Source organism: Nitrincola nitratireducens (assembly GCF_000585235.1).
In the GTDB taxonomy this organism is placed as follows: Bacteria; Pseudomonadota; Gammaproteobacteria; order Pseudomonadales; family Balneatricaceae; genus Nitrincola; species Nitrincola alkalisediminis.
The window spans coordinates 31,519-49,575 of record NZ_AONB01000011.1 but is presented as its reverse complement, the minus strand read 5'-3'; the positions used below and the strand labels follow the sequence as shown (position 1 = coordinate 49,575).

At 47.4% G+C, this 18,057-nt stretch carries 18 protein-coding genes and 1 pseudogene; 9 read left to right on the top strand and 10 right to left on the bottom strand.

Translation table 11 applies throughout. The features are described 5' to 3' along the window. Positions 1–2: 2 nt before the first annotated feature. From D791_RS20955 to D791_RS10600, 5 genes are all read right to left on the bottom strand, one after another. Positions 3–482 carry an alpha-hydroxy-acid oxidizing protein gene (locus D791_RS20955; RefSeq protein ID WP_237748603.1) on the bottom strand — a complete coding sequence of 160 codons (480 nt, stop codon included), beginning with the start codon at positions 480–482 and terminating at the stop codon, positions 3–5. Further along, positions 479–1,033: an alpha-hydroxy-acid oxidizing protein gene (locus D791_RS20950; RefSeq protein WP_237748602.1), complete on the bottom strand. Its 555-nt coding sequence runs from the start codon at positions 1,031–1,033 to the stop codon at positions 479–481. Before D791_RS20950 ends, D791_RS20955 begins: the two co-directional genes overlap by 4 nt. Continuing rightward, positions 1,030–2,067, bottom strand: coding sequence for a hydroxymethylglutaryl-CoA reductase (locus tag D791_RS10610; RefSeq protein WP_036511365.1), 1,038 nt, complete (start codon positions 2,065–2,067; stop codon positions 1,030–1,032). The genes D791_RS20950 and D791_RS10610 overlap by 4 nt, the downstream gene beginning before the upstream one ends. 141 nt (positions 2,068–2,208) lie before the next feature. After that, entirely contained in the window at positions 2,209–3,432 is a 1,224-nt protein-coding gene (locus D791_RS10605; protein ID WP_036511363.1) for an argininosuccinate synthase, read from the bottom strand. 108 nt (positions 3,433–3,540) lie between these two features. Continuing rightward, positions 3,541–4,377, bottom strand: coding sequence for a flagellar protein MotY (locus tag D791_RS10600; protein WP_237748601.1), 837 nt, complete (start codon positions 4,375–4,377; stop codon positions 3,541–3,543). A 180-nt stretch (positions 4,378–4,557) separates the two neighbouring features. On the opposite strand from D791_RS10600, the gene rnt reads away from it, so the two are divergent. Continuing rightward, entirely contained in the window at positions 4,558–5,175 is a 618-nt protein-coding gene (gene rnt / locus D791_RS10595) for a ribonuclease T (RefSeq protein WP_036511509.1), read from the top strand. A 64-nt stretch (positions 5,176–5,239) separates the two neighbouring features. Here rnt and grxD read toward each other — a convergent pair whose 3' ends face one another. Further along, the gene (gene grxD / locus D791_RS10590; protein WP_036511360.1) at positions 5,240–5,584 is read right to left on the bottom strand and encodes a Grx4 family monothiol glutaredoxin; all 345 of its coding nucleotides are present in this window, start codon (positions 5,582–5,584) and stop codon (positions 5,240–5,242) included. Positions 5,585–5,856: 272 nt separating this feature from the next. Here grxD and D791_RS10585 point away from each other — a divergent pair, with 272 nt between their 5' ends. The 5 genes and pseudogenes from D791_RS10585 (at position 5,857) to D791_RS10565 (ending at position 11,513) form a co-directional block, all read left to right on the top strand. After that, the gene (locus D791_RS10585) at positions 5,857–7,050 is read left to right on the top strand and encodes an aspartate aminotransferase family protein (protein ID WP_036511357.1); all 1,194 of its coding nucleotides are present in this window, start codon (positions 5,857–5,859) and stop codon (positions 7,048–7,050) included. A 64-nt stretch (positions 7,051–7,114) separates the two neighbouring features. Continuing rightward, the gene (argF, locus tag D791_RS10580) at positions 7,115–8,026 is read left to right on the top strand and encodes an ornithine carbamoyltransferase (protein ID WP_036511354.1); all 912 of its coding nucleotides are present in this window, start codon (positions 7,115–7,117) and stop codon (positions 8,024–8,026) included. Positions 8,027–8,139: 113 nt separating this feature from the next. Then, on the top strand, positions 8,140–9,054 hold the full coding sequence (locus D791_RS10575) for a LysR family transcriptional regulator (protein ID WP_036511351.1): 915 nt from the start codon (positions 8,140–8,142) through the stop codon (positions 9,052–9,054). Between the two features lie 65 nt (positions 9,055–9,119). Further along, positions 9,120–10,468: pseudogene (locus tag D791_RS10570) on the top strand (class II 3-deoxy-7-phosphoheptulonate synthase). 1 nt (position 10,469) lies between these two features. After that, positions 10,470–11,513: a DUF3549 family protein gene (locus D791_RS10565; RefSeq protein ID WP_036511348.1), complete on the top strand. Its 1,044-nt coding sequence runs from the start codon at positions 10,470–10,472 to the stop codon at positions 11,511–11,513. Between the two features lie 90 nt (positions 11,514–11,603). On the opposite strand, the gene D791_RS10560 is transcribed toward D791_RS10565, so the two are convergent. From D791_RS10560 to purU, 4 genes are all read right to left on the bottom strand, one after another. Beyond that, positions 11,604–12,404, bottom strand: coding sequence for a replication protein P (locus D791_RS10560; RefSeq protein WP_237748600.1), 801 nt, complete (start codon positions 12,402–12,404; stop codon positions 11,604–11,606). After that, on the bottom strand, positions 12,322–13,185 hold the full coding sequence (locus tag D791_RS10555) for a DnaT-like ssDNA-binding domain-containing protein (protein WP_036511341.1): 864 nt from the start codon (positions 13,183–13,185) through the stop codon (positions 12,322–12,324). Before D791_RS10555 ends, D791_RS10560 begins: the two co-directional genes overlap by 83 nt. Positions 13,186–13,213: 28 nt before the next feature. After that, entirely contained in the window at positions 13,214–13,627 is a 414-nt protein-coding gene (locus D791_RS10550; protein WP_036511338.1) for a CBS domain-containing protein, read from the bottom strand. A gap of 138 nt (positions 13,628–13,765) precedes the next feature. After that, complete coding sequence (gene purU, locus D791_RS10545) at positions 13,766–14,620, bottom strand: formyltetrahydrofolate deformylase (protein WP_036511335.1); 855 nt, start codon at positions 14,618–14,620, stop codon at positions 13,766–13,768. Positions 14,621–14,851: 231 nt separating this feature from the next. Between purU and D791_RS10540 the strand changes: the two genes are divergently transcribed. Genes D791_RS10540 through nfsA form a run of 3 tightly spaced genes read left to right on the top strand, consistent with a single transcriptional unit; the run spans position 14,852 to position 18,034 of the window. Further along, positions 14,852–16,399: a thymidine phosphorylase family protein gene (locus D791_RS10540; RefSeq protein ID WP_036511331.1), complete on the top strand. Its 1,548-nt coding sequence runs from the start codon at positions 14,852–14,854 to the stop codon at positions 16,397–16,399. Further along, a complete protein-coding gene (locus D791_RS10535) occupies positions 16,396–17,283 on the top strand; it encodes a ribose-phosphate diphosphokinase (RefSeq protein WP_036511329.1) in 888 nt (295 codons plus the stop codon). The genes D791_RS10540 and D791_RS10535 overlap by 4 nt, the downstream gene beginning before the upstream one ends. Before the next feature lie 13 nt (positions 17,284–17,296). After that, positions 17,297–18,034, top strand: coding sequence for an oxygen-insensitive NADPH nitroreductase (nfsA, locus tag D791_RS10530; protein WP_036511326.1), 738 nt, complete (start codon positions 17,297–17,299; stop codon positions 18,032–18,034). The last annotated feature ends 23 nt before the right edge of the window (positions 18,035–18,057 follow it).

Here is an 18,057-nt window from a genome sequence, read left to right as displayed (position 1 = left end):
CCTCAACGCTCTTCAACAATAAGCGCTTTGTTCCTGTACAGTGCTGAAAAATCTGACGTACCGAGCAGAAACATCGCCGTAACAAATTCACGCCGCAGTTTTTCGATTGCAGCTATGACCGCATCCGCTGATTCCATGGCAGGTTGTAATAATGGAGCTGCCACCCCGCAAAGCGAGGCGCCGAGTATAACAGATTTCGCCATATCAATCCCATCTCTTATACCACCACTGGCAATCAAAGTGGCCTGATCCAAAAAAGGCTCGGCCAACTTCAAGGCTAAGGGCGTTGGCAGCCCCCAATCCTGGAATTTCAAACCTAAATCCGTTGCATCGAACTGGCGACGATGGTGTTCAATTCGGCTCCAAGATGTCCCACCGCTGCCAGCGACATCAAAATAACGAACTCCCGCTCCTAGCCCTAAACGAATATCCGCTGGTGATAGCCCAGACCCCACTTCTTTTAAAATAATAGGCAGAGTCAAGCGTTGCTGAAGCGCTGGATAGCCGCTGACAGACCTGCAAAATTCGTATCGCCTTCAGGCTGAACTGCCTCTTGCAGAGGGTTCAAATGCAAATACAGCGCATCGGCCTGCAAAACATCAACCGCACGCATAACGTCTTCATAACCCACGCCACAATTCAACTGCACCGCGCCAATATTCGCAAACAAAGGAACGGAGGGTGCAAATGGGCGAAGCGAAAAGCTCTCTTTTGCAGCCTCAGATGAAAACATCACTCGCTGCGATCCAACCCCCATCGCAACCTGACACGCCTCAGCGGCAAGCGCTAGGTTTTTATTAATGTGCCTAACCAGCTCATGATCCCCTCCTGTCATTGAGGAGATCAGCAAAGGAAAGCTGAGTCTTTTACCTAAAAACTCCACACTGGGATCAATTTCAGCGAGAGACACTTCTGGCAACGCCCGGTGCGTCAAACGAATTCGATCGAAATAAGCACCTTGACGATCCGTCTCCGGGTCCTGCTCAATCACTCGAATATGTTCGATTTTCCGCTCGTTGGTTTGATCGCTCATGAGCGCTCCAATTTAATATGCGCTTCCATCAACTCACCCGGATTGGTTTGCGCGGATAACAAAGACAACTCACCACACAAGACCACAGCACCGCAGATGGCGGCTAAGCGTCTAGCATTTTCTCCAGGCTGTCGATCTGCCTTACAGCCAAGCCGTGTTAAGTTCTCTTCAACAAAATCGATCCCTTTACCATTACCAACACTGCCAACGATCACATTCGGCAAGGTGCATGAGAAATATAAATCACCCTGCCTGACCTCAGCATGAACAATCCCTTGCGATCCCTCGATAATATTGGCAGCGTCTTGCCCTGTTGCCAGATAAAACGCCAGCAGCATATTGGCATAATGTGCATTTGCACTACGAATTCCACCGGCGATTAGAGTGCCAATTAAATTCTTTTTTATGTTCAGATCGACAACTTTTTCAGGCGTGGTATTTAAACGACGCTCACAAATATCGCGCGGAATGAGTATTTCACTGACCACATACTTCCCGCGTCCGAGAATCCCGTTTACGGCTGTCGCTTTTTTGTCAGAGCAATAATTGGCCGAAATAGACGAGTAGCGCAGCTGAGGGTACTCAGCCAGGATCCAAGGTATCAGCTTATCGGCTGCATTCGTCACCATATTGTGTCCAGAGGCATCTCCCGTGGTGAACTCCAGACGCAAATACATCAGGTTACCGACCACTTGGCTGTGCATATCAATAAGCTGCGCAAAACGACTGCTTCTGGCCACCACTGCATTCAACTCAGGCTGACGCTGCTTAATCGATACCAAGGCTTGATGCGCGGCCCAAGCATCCTCTGCCTCAAGCAAGACTGATCGCGTCATTCGCTCATCAATAACATTGGTCCGAATACCTTCAGTGAGCATCGAAACTCGTGCACCACGCCCCACCGAATGCCATAAAGGAATTTCGTAGGTTGCGAGCGGCACACTCACCTTTTCATTTAAGGTTTCACCCGTGATTTTAAGCGGACCTACCCAGCGCATCGGGATAGGGGCTTGAAGTAGCTTGTGAGATTTCATAGGTTACTGAGTCAGAGAAACGACGAATTTTAGCGACCCCTTCGGGCTTATGCAATCATCGACTTAGGGTTAAAGATAGAGGCATTATAACAAAAAGGACCCATAAGGGCCCTTTTAGCGTTTATTTGTATCCTGAGCGAATTAATCCAGCAGGTTCCGACCCTTGCTTGCAGCAATTCGCATGCGCAGCGCGTTCAATTTAATAAACCCTTCTGCATCTTTTTGATTGTAAGAACCCGCATCGTCTTCAAAAGTAGCAATGCTTTCATCAAAAAGACTATCGGCTGAACGACGCCCAACCACTGAGACCGCTCCTTTGTACAATTTAACGCGGACATCGCCGTTGACGTGACGCTGGCTGTAATCGATCATCTGCTGCATCATTTTGCGCTCTTCAGACCACCAAAAACCATTGTAGATCATCTCGGCATAACGTGGCATCAGCGCATCTTTCAAGTGAGCGACTTCGCGATCCAAGGTAATTGATTCTATCGCACGATGTGCTTTCAACATAATGGTGCCACCCGGTGTTTCATAGCATCCGCGTGACTTCATTCCCACAAAGCGGTTTTCAACGATATCCAAGCGCCCAACACCGTTTGCTCCCCCGATTTTATTCAGAGTTTCAAGCACTGTCGCAGGGCTCATGGCTTCGCCATTAATTGCAACGATGTCACCTTTCTCATACGTCAACTCAAGATAGGTTGCTTGATCCGGTGCTTCTTCAGGACTGACGCTCCAACGCCACATATCGTCTTCTGCTTCAGCCCAAGGCTCTTCCAACACACCACCTTCATAGGAAATGTGCAGAAGGTTTGCATCCATAGAGTAAGGTGATTTCTTTTTCTTGTTGCTGAAGTCAACAGGTATGTTTCGCTCTTCGCAGTACTGCATGAGCTTTTCACGAGACGTCAGATCCCACTCACGCCAAGGTGCAATCACTTTCACGCCAGGTTTTAGAGCATAGGCTCCCAACTCAAAGCGCACTTGATCATTACCCTTACCCGTTGCACCATGAGAAATCGCATCAGCACCGGTCTCGTTCGCAATTTCAATTAGACGCTTTGCAATCAATGGACGTGCGATGGATGTGCCCAGCAAATACTCACCTTCATAGATGGTATTGGCACGGAACATTGGAAATACGTAATCACGGACAAACTCTTCACGCAGATCTTCGATGTAAATCTCTTTTACACCCAAGGCTTCGGCTTTTGCACGGGCTGGCTCAACTTCTTCACCTTGCCCTATATCTGCCGTAAAGGTCACCACTTCACAGGCATAGGTGTCTTGTAGCCAACGAACAATTACTGATGTATCCAGGCCGCCAGAGTAGGCTAAAACGACCTTTTTAATATCGGACATATTTAATGTGCTCCAGATCACTGAAACCAGCCACTCACCGCGAGTAGCTGTAAGAAAGACGTTAATACGTATTTTGCAGAGTGTAACAGAAAGACTCCGTTTCTGCCTCTATTCACGCTCAAGTCGAATTGTCACGCGACGATTTCGTGTGCGATTTTCTTCGGTATCATTATCGACAACAGGATAGCGGTCACCATGATAGCGCATAATAATGATGTCTTCAGGCACCCCGCGGCCAACCAGATACTCCGTCACGGCTTCTGCTCTGCGTCTAGACGTATCACGATTTAACAAGCGGCGCCCGACATTATCGGAATGCCCGTCAATAAAAATCTGCTGAACCGAGGGATCGGTTAAGACATACTGAATAATCTGATCCAAGCGCTCGGTGGTGGCATCCGACAATCGAAACTGCTCAGGGGGGAATAAAACAGCGGTTCGAGCAATCTGCCGATAGTTAACAGGCAGCAACTGGGTTAAGCAATCAAGATAATCATCATAGGCAGGGGCAAAATTCACAGACGATATCCCCACTGTGACGGGTTCAGAAGTCTGGAACCACTGTTGTGCACTGAAGGTTGGAAACAAGCCATTATGCAATGCTGCCAGCATTCGAATTGCAGAGTCGCCTTGAACCACAACCTGTCCCTGACTGACGCTCAACTCAGTAATGGCCTGAGGCTGACGCCCAGGTTGCCAATTCGGCATCTCGGCCACAAGTCGCACCGAACCATTTAACTGCTGGCGCTGACTTGGCGTCAATCTAAACACTAGATTTTCGCCAGCCTCCTGCTCGAATACTCCTTCACCAAAAGAAGGAATACGCTGCGTCATCCGACACATAAAGGGGGACATATCAATTTCCCATGCAGCTGTTTCAATGGTCGGCCGAAAGGTAACCGCTTGCACGATGACAGGCAAGATCAACAACGCAAGTAAGGACAATTTACACCAACACTTCATGAACACAATACGGCCTTTCCACATTATCGTTGAGTCTTTATCGGCAAAGACAACAGATTATTTAGATGACGTTTCACTCAATAACACAGACTGATAGAATACCCTTAACACATGAGCATAGAGTAAGGATTTTTTTTGGCACAGTCATCCGATAAAACAAATATGGCCGACCGCTTTCGCGGATACCTGCCCGTCGTTATTGATGTCGAAACGGCAGGATTTAACGCGCAAACTGATGCACTTCTGGAAATCGCAGCCGTTACGCTGATTATGGACGAACAAGGTTACTTGCACATAGACAGCACTTATAGCGCAAATGTAGTGCCTTTTGAAGGTGCAAATATCGAACAATCTGCTTTAGCCTTTACGGGCATTGATCCTTGGGCACCGTCTCGCAATGCCATCAATGAAGCGGATGCCCTTGAAACCCTATTCAAGCCCATTCGCAAAGCTGTGAAATCCAATGGTTGCAAACGAGCCATACTGGTTGGACACAACGCCACATTTGATCACAATTTTTTATTCAAAGCCGCTGAGCGTTGCCAACTTAAACGTAATCCTTTTCATCCTTTCTCCACATTCGACACAGCAACACTGGCAGGGCTTGCATGCGGCCAAACCGTACTTGCCAAAGCCTGCGAAGTAGCTGGAATCGATTTCGATAACAAAAAAGCGCATTCTGCTGTTTACGATACGGAAAAAACAGCCGAGCTGTTTTGCATGATTGTGAATCGCTGGAAAGATATGGGTGGCTGGGATCTTGTACTGGATACACGATAACCGCTTATCCAATCATCAAAAATGGCTGATCGCTCTTACGCAGATCAGCCATACTGAATTCGGCTTAAGACTCAGCGTTTTCAGAAGCGCCTGATGCAGCTGCAGCAGCCTTTACCATTTCAGCCAACTCACCTGTAGCCGCCAATTCGGTAATAATATCGCAACCACCAACTAACTCACCATTGATCCATAGCTGAGGAAAGGTCGGCCAGTTTGCGTACTTTGGTAGCTCACTGCGGATATCTGGATGCTCAAGAATATTGACAAACGCGAATCTTTCTCCGCAAGCCATTAAGGCTTCAGTTGCACGGGATGAAAACCCACACTGAGGAAAGCGAGGCGTCCCTTTCATGTATAAAAGGATAGGATTTGACTCGATCTGCTCTTTGATAACATCAACTACGCTCATTAAAGCACCTATAACACTATGGGGTTGTGAGTAACCATGGTCGATTCAACGCAACCATGCTCGAAAGCAAACTTAAACCAAGCCTACTTAATTCTTGAGTAATACTATCAGATACTCTTGCTTCCTTCTTTAACTATGATGTCAGAATTGCAAGATTCAAGCATCAAAATATGATTTTTTCTCTGGCAATTGCCAAATGATCACTCACACCCTAGAATACATGTCTTTTGGCAGCTAGGGCTGCCTTTTTGCGTTGTAGGGAGAAAAACGAGATGACCATGCAACCCCTTATGAATACGTATAATCGCATGTCAGTAGCCTTTGATTATGGCCAGGGAGCATGGATTTATGACACTGACGGCCACAAATACCTTGATGCACTCTGCGGAATTGCCGTCACAGGGTTGGGCCACGCGCATCCTGCAATTACTAAGGCTATTTCTGAGCAAGCAGGAAAGTTAATTCATTGCTCTAACCTATATTCGATCCCTTTACAGCAAGAGCTGGCAGCAAAGCTCGCGTCTGTATCTGGCATGGATAACGTCTTTTTTGGCAACTCAGGTGCCGAAGCGAATGAAGCAGCAATTAAAATTGCGCGCCGCTACGGACACAATCGCGGCGTCGACAAGCCTACGATCATTGTTATGGAAAACTCCTTTCATGGACGCACACTGGCGACGCTAAGTGCAACAGGCAACCGTGCCATTCAAGCAGGATTTGAGCCTTTAGTCAGCGGATTCGTTCGTGCTCCTTTTAACAATCTCGACGCGATTCGCCAAATTGCTTCAAACAATAACGATGTTGTCGCCATATTGGTTGAACCCATTCAGGGCGAAGGCGGTATTCATGTTCCGTCGAACGAGTATTTAGAGCAACTTCGTGCCATCTGCGACGAAAATGATTGGCTTCTGATGCTAGATGAAGTACAAACAGGCAATGGGCGTACAGGTAAGTACTTTGCTTACCAACATACGTCTATTATGCCTGATGTCGTGACAACGGCTAAAGGATTGGGTAATGGCTTCCCTATCGGAGCTTGCCTAGCACGCGGTGCCGCGGCAGAAGTCTTTGGCCCAGGCAATCATGGCACAACCTATGGCGGAAGCCCCCTTGCTTGTGCTACCGCACTCGCTGTGGTGAACACCATTGTAGAAGATAAACTTTGTGAGCATGCAGCGTCACTCGGGCAGTACATACTCGATGGCTTTCATATCCAGCTCGCAGACGCGCCTTATGTAAAAGAAATTCGCGGCAAAGGCTTGATGATAGGTATCGAGCTCACAGACGCAGGTACCGAGTTAGCCGTACTTGCCAAAGTGAAAGGAATACTGTTAAACATAACAGGTGGCGGACGAGTTGTTCGTTTGTTGCCACCTTTGATCATGAGCCAGAACGAGGCCGACCTCATGATCCATACGGTTTCTAAACTCATTCGTATTTATGCGGGTGATGAGGCTGACGCCTGATTCTCAGAAACCCTCTGATAAAAACTGACCTCTGGAACCGGCAGCTACGCTGCCGGCTTAATTTATGAGTAAAAGACATTTTCTCACCTTACTTGATTTAACGCCTGCTGAACTGAATCAACTGATTGCTCGGGCGATCGAATTAAAACAAATGCGTAACGAAGGCGTGATTTACGAGCCTTTCAAAAACCGTGTTATGGCGATGATTTTTGAAAAAGCGTCTACGCGAACACGCGTATCCTTTGAAACGGGTATGGCTCACTTTGGGGGTCATGCAATGTTTTTATCGCCCCGAGACACCCAGCTAGGACGAGGTGAACCCGTAGAAGACAGTGCACGTGTCATTTCATCGATGGTCGACATCGTAATGATTCGCACCTTTAGCCATGCACTGGTACAAACATTTGCTGAATACTCATCGGTGCCCGTAATCAACGCATTAACGGATGACTTCCATCCATGTCAATTGCTTGCCGATATGCAAACTTTTCATGAGTATCGTGGCAGCATACAAGGCAAAACGGTTGCTTGGGTCGGCGATGGTAACAATATGTGTAACTCATATATTAACGCATCACGCCAATTTGACTTTAAACTCAACATTGCCTGCCCTGAGGGCTTTGAGCCAAATGCCGACCTTGTTGCACAAAATGCCGATCGTATAACGCTATTGGAAGCACCTGAAGAGGCCGTTGACAAGGCTGATTTAGTCGTCACAGATGTTTGGGCCTCAATGGGGCAAGAAAGCGAGCAACGTGAGCGTATTCGTGAATTCAGAGGTTACCAAGTCACTCCGCAACTCATGGATCTTGCAAATAAAGATGCCTTATTTATGCACTGTTTGCCTGCTCACCGCGGTGAAGAAGTCAGTGCCGACATGATGGATGATCAACGTTGCGTGGCCTTCCCAGAAGCCGAAAATAGATTGCATGCCCAGAAAGCGCTTATCGAGTTTTTGCTAAAGGACCTCATCTGATTGACTTAGATGCTAGAGCTTGAAAGGATCTATCGCTATACTTTGTCCGGATAGAGTCAGCATTTGCTTTCTCTATTCGGTGTACAGCTTTCATTCATTCGCCGGAGTCTGGCATGGTAGAATTTCGTCATCTGAAAACACTGGCCGCACTTCGTGATGCGGGTAGCTTAGTCGAAGCCGCTGATCGCATACACCTGACTCAATCAGCCCTGTCTCACCAAATCAAAGACCTCGAAGATCGCCTGAATTGCTCCTTATTTATTCGCAAAACCAAACCTATTTGTTTTACCAGCGCAGGCAAACGCCTACTCGCCCTTGCCGATGAACTGCTACCAATGATCCGAAATGCCGAAAGAGACATTGCTCGACTGGCCGGCGGAGAAACGGGAAGATTGAACATTTGCATTGAATGCCACAGTTGTTTTGACTGGTTAATGCCAACAATTGATCACTTTCGTCACAACTGGCCCGAAGTTGAAATGGATTTATCGACTGGATTTAGCTTTTTACCCTTACCGGCCCTTGCACGTGGGGATCTGGATTTGGTTATTACCTCAGATCCAGAGCCTAAAGCCGGCATTGAGTACATCCCCCTCTTTAGTTACGAGTCTATCCTCGTCATGCACACTAAACACCCGCTTACCCATCAGCGTTGTGTTCAGCCGAGCGATCTAAAATCTGAAACCCTGATTACCTACCCTGTTGATCAATCAAGACTTGATGTATTCACTCGCTTCCTTGATCCGGCGGGCGTTGAACCGAATCATACACGGACATCCGAGTTAACCGTCATGATCATGCAACTTGTGGCCAGTGGCCGCGGCGTTTCAGCTCTTCCTAACTGGGCGGTTGAAGAGTACTTGCAACGTAATTTAGTTGCAGCTAAGCCCTTAGGTGAAAAAGGCCTATGGTGCACGCTTTACGCCGCGATTCGGGAGGAGCAAGTGCAGGCAGAGTTCATGCAAGATTTTTTGAACACTGCAAGAGACATTACCTTCCGGAATTTACCCGGGATAAAAACAGCCTAAGCCTTGTTTATTAGCGCCAAAACCGTAAACTCTAGGCTTTTACAAGCCATATGATAAGAGTATTTATGGAACATTGGAGCCCCAAAAGCTGGCGTACTAAACCCATCGCCCAACAGCCTGTCTACACAAATCAAGCCAGCCTTGCATTAACCGAGACCCAGTTGAGCCAATTACCTCCACTCGTTTTTGCTGGAGAAATTCGCTCACTCACTCAGTCCCTCGGTGAGGTTGCACAAGGCAAAGCCTTTCTATTGCAAGGCGGAGATTGCGCTGAAAGCTTTTTGGAGTTTAATGCCAATAAAATTCGGAACACCTTCCAAGTCTTATTGCAAATGGCAGTGGTGCTGACCTTTGCAGGCAGTTGCCCGGTTGTTAAGATTGGCCGTATTGCTGGTCAATTTGCCAAACCGAGATCAGCAGGCACTGAAACCATCAACGGCATCGAGTTGCCGAGCTATCGTGGTGATATCATCAACGATATCGAATTCACTGCAGCCGCACGTGAGCCTGACCCACAACGCATGATTGCGGCCTACCATCAATCCGCTTCAACACTCAATTTATTGCGTGCATTTGCAACGGGTGGTTATGCTGATCTCCATCAGGTACACCGCTGGAACCAAGGCTTTGTTGAAAAAAGTCCTCAAGGTGAAAAATATCAACACCTTGCCGATCAAATCACACAAACACTGGCGTTTATGGAAGCTGCGGCATCAATGCGCAAAACACACCTCAGCTGCACGAGACTTCACTATACACCTCTCATGAAGCCTTACTGCTGAACTATGAAGAAGCCTTGACGCGTCAAGACAGTTTGACAGGACAATGGTACGACTGCTCAGCACACATGCTCTGGATAGGGGATCGCACTCGTCAAACAGACCATGCTCATGTTGAGTTTTTGAAAGGTGTTCATAACCCTGTCGGTATTAAAATTGGTCCAAGCACTCAAATCGACAGCTTACTCACCTTGCTTGATACGTTAAATCCTAACCGTATACCGGGTCGCATTACACTGATTGCGCGGATGGGAGCCAATGCCATCACAGAACTGTTACCGCCTTTGGTTCGAGCCGTTCAGGCCTCAGGACACCCAGTGGTCTGGAGCTCTGACCCAATGCACGGCAACATTATTAAAGCTTCTAATGGCTATAAAACACGCAGTGTCGATGCCATTTTGACCGAGATGAAAGGCTTCTTCGAAGTTCATAAAGCCGAAGGCACATACGCAGGCGGGGTACATTTTGAAATGACAGGCGACAATGTCACTGAATGCATTGGTGGTGCTTTTCAAATTACTGAAGAAGGCCTCGCTGACCGTTATCACACGCATTGTGATCCAAGACTCAATGCTGATCAGTCGCTGGAACTCGCGTTTCTGATTGCCGATACCTTGAAGCACGCGCGGGGCTGATATGGAAAAGCTGCTTAGCTCCCTTCTCAGCCATAAAGACAATCGTTTACGTCTTTTTGATATGGGCCGCCGTGTCAGCAAGCTATCAACGGATGTATTTACCAAGGTTGAGCAGAATTTAGTGCCCTATCCTATGCCATTTCTCCATCACGCGTGGATAGGCATGCTGATGTGGAATCCCAAAAAGAAGGATGAAAACCTCATCTGGTTTTTGAAGTTCCCGTTAGATGAACAAGGGTTTTTAGTACAGGCTGCCCGCGATGATATCGTGAACCGCTTGCTACAGAATGCGCTAATGCCTGATATCGATAAAGAAGATGCCCTTAAGGACAATCCTTTCTCTTTCACACCCGATGCAGAGAAAATGGCGATCTTTCATGCGCAAGCCGCCTTGATCTTAGGGCAACCCGCCTCCCAGTACTATGAAGACGTTCAGCAGTACCTATCGGCTCAACGCCCGTATGAGTATTGGGAAAACCTGGGGTTGCAAGGCATCGCTGATTTCATCGTCCGATTGGATCAAGGCACGAATGAGCAATCCCTATGCACGAACTTTGGCTCATTACCGACGCCCCTACTGCTGTCCATCTCGCGTTTGCTTGAACACAGCCAGCCAAGCTATCCGCTTCTCAGTACGTTGAGTCAATATTTAAACCAATTACTCGAACACGAGGAGTGTTCGCCCGACATGATTGCGGCCTTGGTCAGAGCCATCTCAAACACAACGCTCACACAGACTCGTGATGAGATGATCATCAACGTTCTCTCAAGCGCTTACGCAACCCACACTGAGGTTTTACTGGCCGTTGCCACTCGAAATCTAACCAGCCTGTATCAACCCGAGATCTTACACGCTTTTTTGGAAAGACTTGCCATTTGCGACGCAGGACAACAAGCCTTTACTCGCATCTTGTCTGACTTAATGTTTTTGCCAGAAATGCGCGCATTAATTCTAAAGGCCTTTAGACACGATGGACTGTCCGACGCATTACGACACGCAATAGGTGCCATGCTTGGACAAAAACGCTCAGCCTCCTCTCACTAGAAGGCCGTCGAACGTCACACTGGATTCAGCGTGACGTTCGAAAAACAGCTTGGGCTTGGAATACCCGTTAGCACCCTATCGGACACTGCATCAGGCGGGTAAATCTAAGGTCAAGCCCAAAGACTTGACTTTAGCAACCGATTGCTCTCGAAAGCGCTCACGCACACGTGAGCCTTTCGGCTTTGTTAAATAGAATAACAGTGTTGCTGCCAACTCGGGTGACACCTCTTGCTCCTTCGCAAAGTCGGCGATAAAAAGTGCTGTTGTTGTATCACGTTTGTCTTCGATCCCTTTGCGTACAGGTATGTGAAGCGACTCACCCTGACGAACACGTCGACAGAGTTGCTCATACGCAAGCTGGAATGCAGGATACACCTGCCCCTCCTCCTCTGTTCGTAAACGAAACCAGCCCACTTCTTGACCCGCAAAGTACACCGCAGGATGAGTCCAATCATAGACACTTGGTTCATGAGCATGGAAGCAGGCTTCCGTATAGGCTTTATAGGCGGAAGGCAAACCAAAATCGCCCTGCAAACTTCGCAGTATATTCAAAAACTCAGAAATAGATGGCATCCAAGCCAGTGTTTCTTTACAGCGATTGACGGCAGCCACAAGCTCTGCCTCGCTATAGCCACTCAAACTTAATGCCCATTCTCGCTTGGCTAAACGTATCTCGTGCTCTGTCTCAAAGCAGCTTTTGAACTTATGACCGTAGATAGCCATAAAGCGAGCAAAAATCATGTTGACATGCGACTTGGTTTTAACCGAAATTAACTCGGACTCTTTGGTTTCTGAGACGGCATCTTGACTACCAGTCGGTATCCTTGATGTCCATGATGGCCGCGGTAACCCGTTTTCGGCTTTCGCGAGTATCTCGTCGGGGGTTTTCATTCACACTACCTGCCAATAATTGATCTGAACGCTTGTCACGCGCCTCTTGAGACTGCTGCTTAACCCATTCACGCTTAACCCAAGCGAGGAACTTTTGATCCCAATTGGTTTCACGCTTATTATCCTTAGCCAACCAATACAGTACAAACTCATCCAAACAGGTCTGAGCAAATTCACTGGGAATCGAATGGCGTGCTAAAAATTCGTGAAATGCAGCCGAAGGCTTCCAGTGCATTGACATGGGTACCATCCGTTGGTTGCGCTCTTCGTGCTGTTCAAAAATGGCCTCCAACTCGTCTTTTTGTCGACGCCAGCCATTCGTCCCCCCAAACGTCGGTGCAGGCCCGCGGGTAACCTTAGGTGCTTCCGGCTTGGCTCTGGGTGGCAAGTGATCATACACGGGCAGGGTATTCTCTGTGCTGACCGAAACAACAGGGGGAGCGGCATGAGCACTCACCTGCTGCGGCTGATGGGTTGTAGAACTGGACCCCATCTTTGCCTTGACTCTAACCGTACCCGAAGTACCGATAGAAAGCACTAACACACCTTGCCGACTCAAACTTTCTGCAATTTGCGTGAGGTACTCAACTTCCCAGAAACTCGCCAAGTCATGCCATTGGCGATTTGAAAACATGACCTCAGTGTAGCCTTTTCCGTCTGGTAAACCATTCAATAGCAATGAGTCCCTCAGCAGCGAAAGCAAAATGGCCTCATCAGCTCCAAAACGCTTCGCTAACGAGGGGTAAAACAAAATCGGTTTTTCTGGAAAAAAGTCACTCATACTGGACTCAACTATTGTGCAGGGGTCATTAGCCATCCTTTGCAAAGTCTTCAACCGCTCTTAAAACATCGCTGCGCGAAATCATCCCGACCAGCTTCCCACTTTTAACAACAGGTAAACAACGACGCCCTTTTGCAATAAAAATATCTGATACGGCAATAATGTCCGCATCATGCGGAACCGTATCAACCTGCGTCGACATATAGTCAGATACATGCCCTCCGCTTCCCATCTCTTCCTCATGATAGGTTTGACTTAAAATCGCACGTAAACAATCCACTTCGGACAAAATACCGACGAGCCCTCCTTCGGCATCGATCACGGGAAATGCAGAAAGCTTGTACTCCCGGAGCGCACTAATGGCATCAAACAAATCGGTTTCGGGGTGGAAGGTCACAAGCTTAGTGGCCATATAATCTTGAGCTTTGACAGATCTTAACATGTCTGATTCCTCCAAACGCTAAACTTAATAGAGAGTGTCACGTATCTCTATCTCACATTAAGTGTAGCGTATTTTTTATGGTTGAGAGGTGTCGGCACATTAAATTCGTAACTCGAATTCGCTTAAGTACTTGAAGACTTAAGCAAATACGACTGTTTTATTGCCATGCACCAACACACGATCCTCAAGATGCCAACGCAAGCCTCTTGCCAGTACTGATTTTTCCACATCACGGCCCAATCTAACCATGTCATCAGGATGATCCCTATGGGAAATACGCGTCACATCTTGGTCAATAATTGGCCCAGCATCCAAATCCTCTGTCACATAATGGCAGGTTGCACCAATTAATTTCACCCCCCGCTCATGTGCTTGATGATATGGCTTAGCCCCGGCAAAAGAAGGCAAGAAACTGTGATGAATGTTAATAATGCGATGCGGGAAGTGCTCGCAAAGTGCAGGGGGCAATATTTGCATGTAACGCGCTAACACGACTACATCCGCTTGGTATTCAGCGATGAGCTGTTCAATTTTATCAAAATGCGGCTGCTTATCCGCTGGATCTACAGGTACATGATGGTACGGAATTCCATGCCACTCTACCATGCTTCGCAGTTTATCGTGGTTTGAAATGACGCAGGGAATTTCGCAAAAGAGTTCTTCACTGTGAAAACGATACAACAGATCAGCCAAGCAATGGGACTCTCGACTGGCCATGAGCACAACGCGCTTTGGTTTAGCGGAGTCGGTAATATCCCACTCCATATTGAATGACTGCGCAATCGGTCTAAAGGCTTCTTTCAATGCCTCTAAAGAGAATGGCAAGGTCGCTGCACAAATTTCAACACGCATAAAAAAGTAATTGCAGCCGGGATCGGTATGCTGGTTCGCATCGGCAATTGAGCCGCCGTGGCTGGATATAAAATTACTGACCATTGAGACAATGCCCACACGGTCGGGACATGACAATACAAGGCGATAACGGCGATCCATGATATACCCTAATCTGCTAAACAAAACGTCGATTTTAACAGGAACTACCTCAGTCTACTAACACTTGATTCCCCTACCGGTGAAGTGTTTTCCTTTTCAGAAACGGATTTAGGATTGAACATCAATGAAATATTCGCTTTACTTAGAATCAAAATCATTTGATTTCATATGACAAAATAAAAACAGTGAGTCATGCAATCACATGATGCATATCTATAAAGGACGCTGTTTATGACCTATGCCCCCGAACGCTTGGCTCCCTTATCTGCCCGCAGATTAGGCATTGATACTCATCACGAGCCAACCATTTACCTAAGGAAAGACAGCCCTGTCTGTCGTTCTGAAGGATTCGATAGCCTACCCAGAGTGTTAGTGACCAGCTCAGGCAGTCAGTCGATTGTTGCATCGCTGAATATGATCACCTCCGATCTACTCAGTGAGAATGAGGTCGGTTTTTCAGAATCCGCTTGGAAACACCTGCAAATCGAGAGCGGAGACCCTATCTGGTTATCACACCCAAAACCGATTCAATCCCTCTCACATGTGAGAGCTAAGGTCTACGGACACACGCTCGATCTTGAACAGTTTGAATGTATCATCAACGATATTGCTGAAGGCTATTACAGCGATGTTCACCTTGCCGCCTTCATTACAGCCTGCGGTGATGATCACTTAAACGATGATGAGATTACCTATTTAACACAAGCGATGGTGAACTCGGGCAGTCGTCTTGATTGGCAATTGCCAGTCGTTTTAGACAAGCATTGCGTCGGTGGCTTACCTGGAAACCGGACCACCCCCATAGTTATCTCAATCCTCACCGCCTGTGGAGTGACCATCCCTAAAACATCGTCACGCGCAATCACTTCACCTGCCGGAACGGCTGATACAATGGAGACTCTAACCGAGGTCAGTCTTTCAATTGAAGACATGCGGGACGTCGTTAAGCGAGTGGGCGGATGCCTTGCATGGGGAGGTTCTGTCAAACTGAGTCCCGCTGATGATATCCTCATTCAGGTTGAACGTGCTTTGGATATTGACAGTGAAGGACAACTCATCGCGTCGGTTTTATCCAAAAAAATTGCCGCAGGTGCAACCCATGTATTGATCGATATCCCTGTAGGCCCAACAGCTAAAGTCCGCAGCCAAATCGCCGCGGAAAAGCTAGCGAATAGCTTTAAAGCCGTTGCAGAGAAGCTCAATTTAACCTTAAAAATCCTATTTACGGATGGCAGCCAACCCGTGGGCAGAGGTATTGGCCCAGCGCTCGAAGCTTACGACATACTGGCCGTTTTACAAAACCAGCCCAACGCCCCTGAAGATCTAAAACAACGCGCTGCAGAGATCGCGGGTGCTATGCTGGAAATGATTCAACCCTTATCGCCTGGTGAAGGTAAGATAAAAGCGCTAGACACCATCGAAACGGGGGCCGCATGGAATAAATTCATGGCCATTTGCAATGCACAAGGGGGAATGAAGACACCACCTGTGGCGTGTTATCGTTATGCACTGATCGCTCACGAGACGGGTGTCGTATCTGGTATTGATAATCGCCAATTGTCTAAAATTGCAAAACTGGCTGGGGCGCCTGCCGATGCGGCAGCTGGGGTAGAACTCCATGCCAAACTAGGCCAAACTGTCCAACCGAACGACCTGTTACTCACCTTGCATGCAGATAGCATTGGCGAACTCAATTATGCTGTTGATTATCTGTTAAACCACCCAGATATCATCCAGTTGTCGCCCCAACCAAACACCCAAAAAGAAGAAAGACCATGAAGACACTTGTGTTTAACCTTGAATCAGATGCCGCACTCGCTGCTCAAATCACCCATGGGTTACAGGCAGAAGCCGGTTCCTTGGAAATGCGGCACTTTCCAGACGGCGAAAGCTATTTAAGAGTACATGACCGCTGCGCTGATCATTCATGTATCGTTTTTTGCAACCTGTTTCACCCTGATGAAAAGATTCTTAGACTGCTATTTTTAGCCGATACTCTAAAGGAGCTTGGCGCTCGCCAACGCATTTTAGTCACCCCGTATTTAGCGTATATGCGTCAAGATAAACGCTTTCACGAAGGTGAATGTGTTAGCTCAAAACCCTTTGCAAAACTCTTATCTCAAGCGTTTGATGGCTTAATTACAATTGATCCGCATCTGCATCGCTATCATTCACTGTCAGATATATACTCCATCAATACTCAAGTTGTGCCAGCCGCACCACTGATCGCAAAGTGGATTACTCAGCACATTAACCAACCAGTTATCATTGGCCCGGATTCAGAAAGTGAGCAATGGGTTTCACAGGTCGCGGAAATGGCTAAAGCGCCCTTCCAAATTTTGGAAAAGGAACGTTTAGGCGATTATCAAGTCAATATTTCAACACCTGAGTTAAGCGCCTACCTTGAGCACACCCCTGTTCTTGTAGATGATATTATTTCCAGTGGGCGTACAATATTGCGAACACTGGAACATCTTGAATCGGCGAACATGAAAAGAGCAACGGCCATTGGTGTCCATGGCATCTTTGCAGGAAATGCCTATGAAGGGCTTTCGAATAAAGCGAATGTGGTCACCACGGATTGTATTCCTCATATCAGCAATCGTATTGAAACGGCAAATGCTTTGTCAAAAGCGATACGCATAATGCAACACTCACTTTAAAACAGGTTTTTGAATGAACGACGTTATCAACTTACTGAACCAGCACCGCTCAATCCGAAAATTTACTGAACAAAGCGTTCCAAGTGAATGGGTTGGCGAAATTGTTAAGGCCGGACAAGCCGCTGCAACCTCTAGCTTTATCCAAGCCTGTACGGTTATTCAAGTCAGCCAAGGGGATGTGCGCAATCAACTCGCTGAATGTTCAGGTAATCAAATCTATGTAGCTCAAGCCCCTATCTTCTTAGTCTTCTGTGCGGATATGCACCGACACAAAGATGCCTGCGAGCAACACCAGCAACACATGCTGAGTGGCTACACAGAACAGTTTTTGACGGCCTCACTGGATTGTGGACTCTTTGCACAAAATTGTGCGGTTGCGGCTGAGTCACTGGGCTTAGGCGTGGTGTATATTGGCGGACTTCGCAATCAAATTGCACGTGTTTCTGAACTTTTGGAACTGCCAGAATTGGTCTACCCAGTCTTTGGAATGTGCTTAGGCTTCCCAGATCAAAACCCCGAGATCAAACCACGACTCCCATTGGAGATTGTCCTAAAGCATGAAAAGTACTCTGTTGATGCTGATGTAAAACACATGCATGAATACGATGCTCAAGTACAGGAATACTATCGAACCCGGACGGGTGGTGGTAAAGAGATGACGTGGACAGAGCAAATATCAGGCATGCTGGTTAAGGAGTCTCGCCCTCACATGCTGCCATTTTTAAATGAAAAAGGGTTTTTACTTAAGTAATACGACACAAGGACGACAAGCCT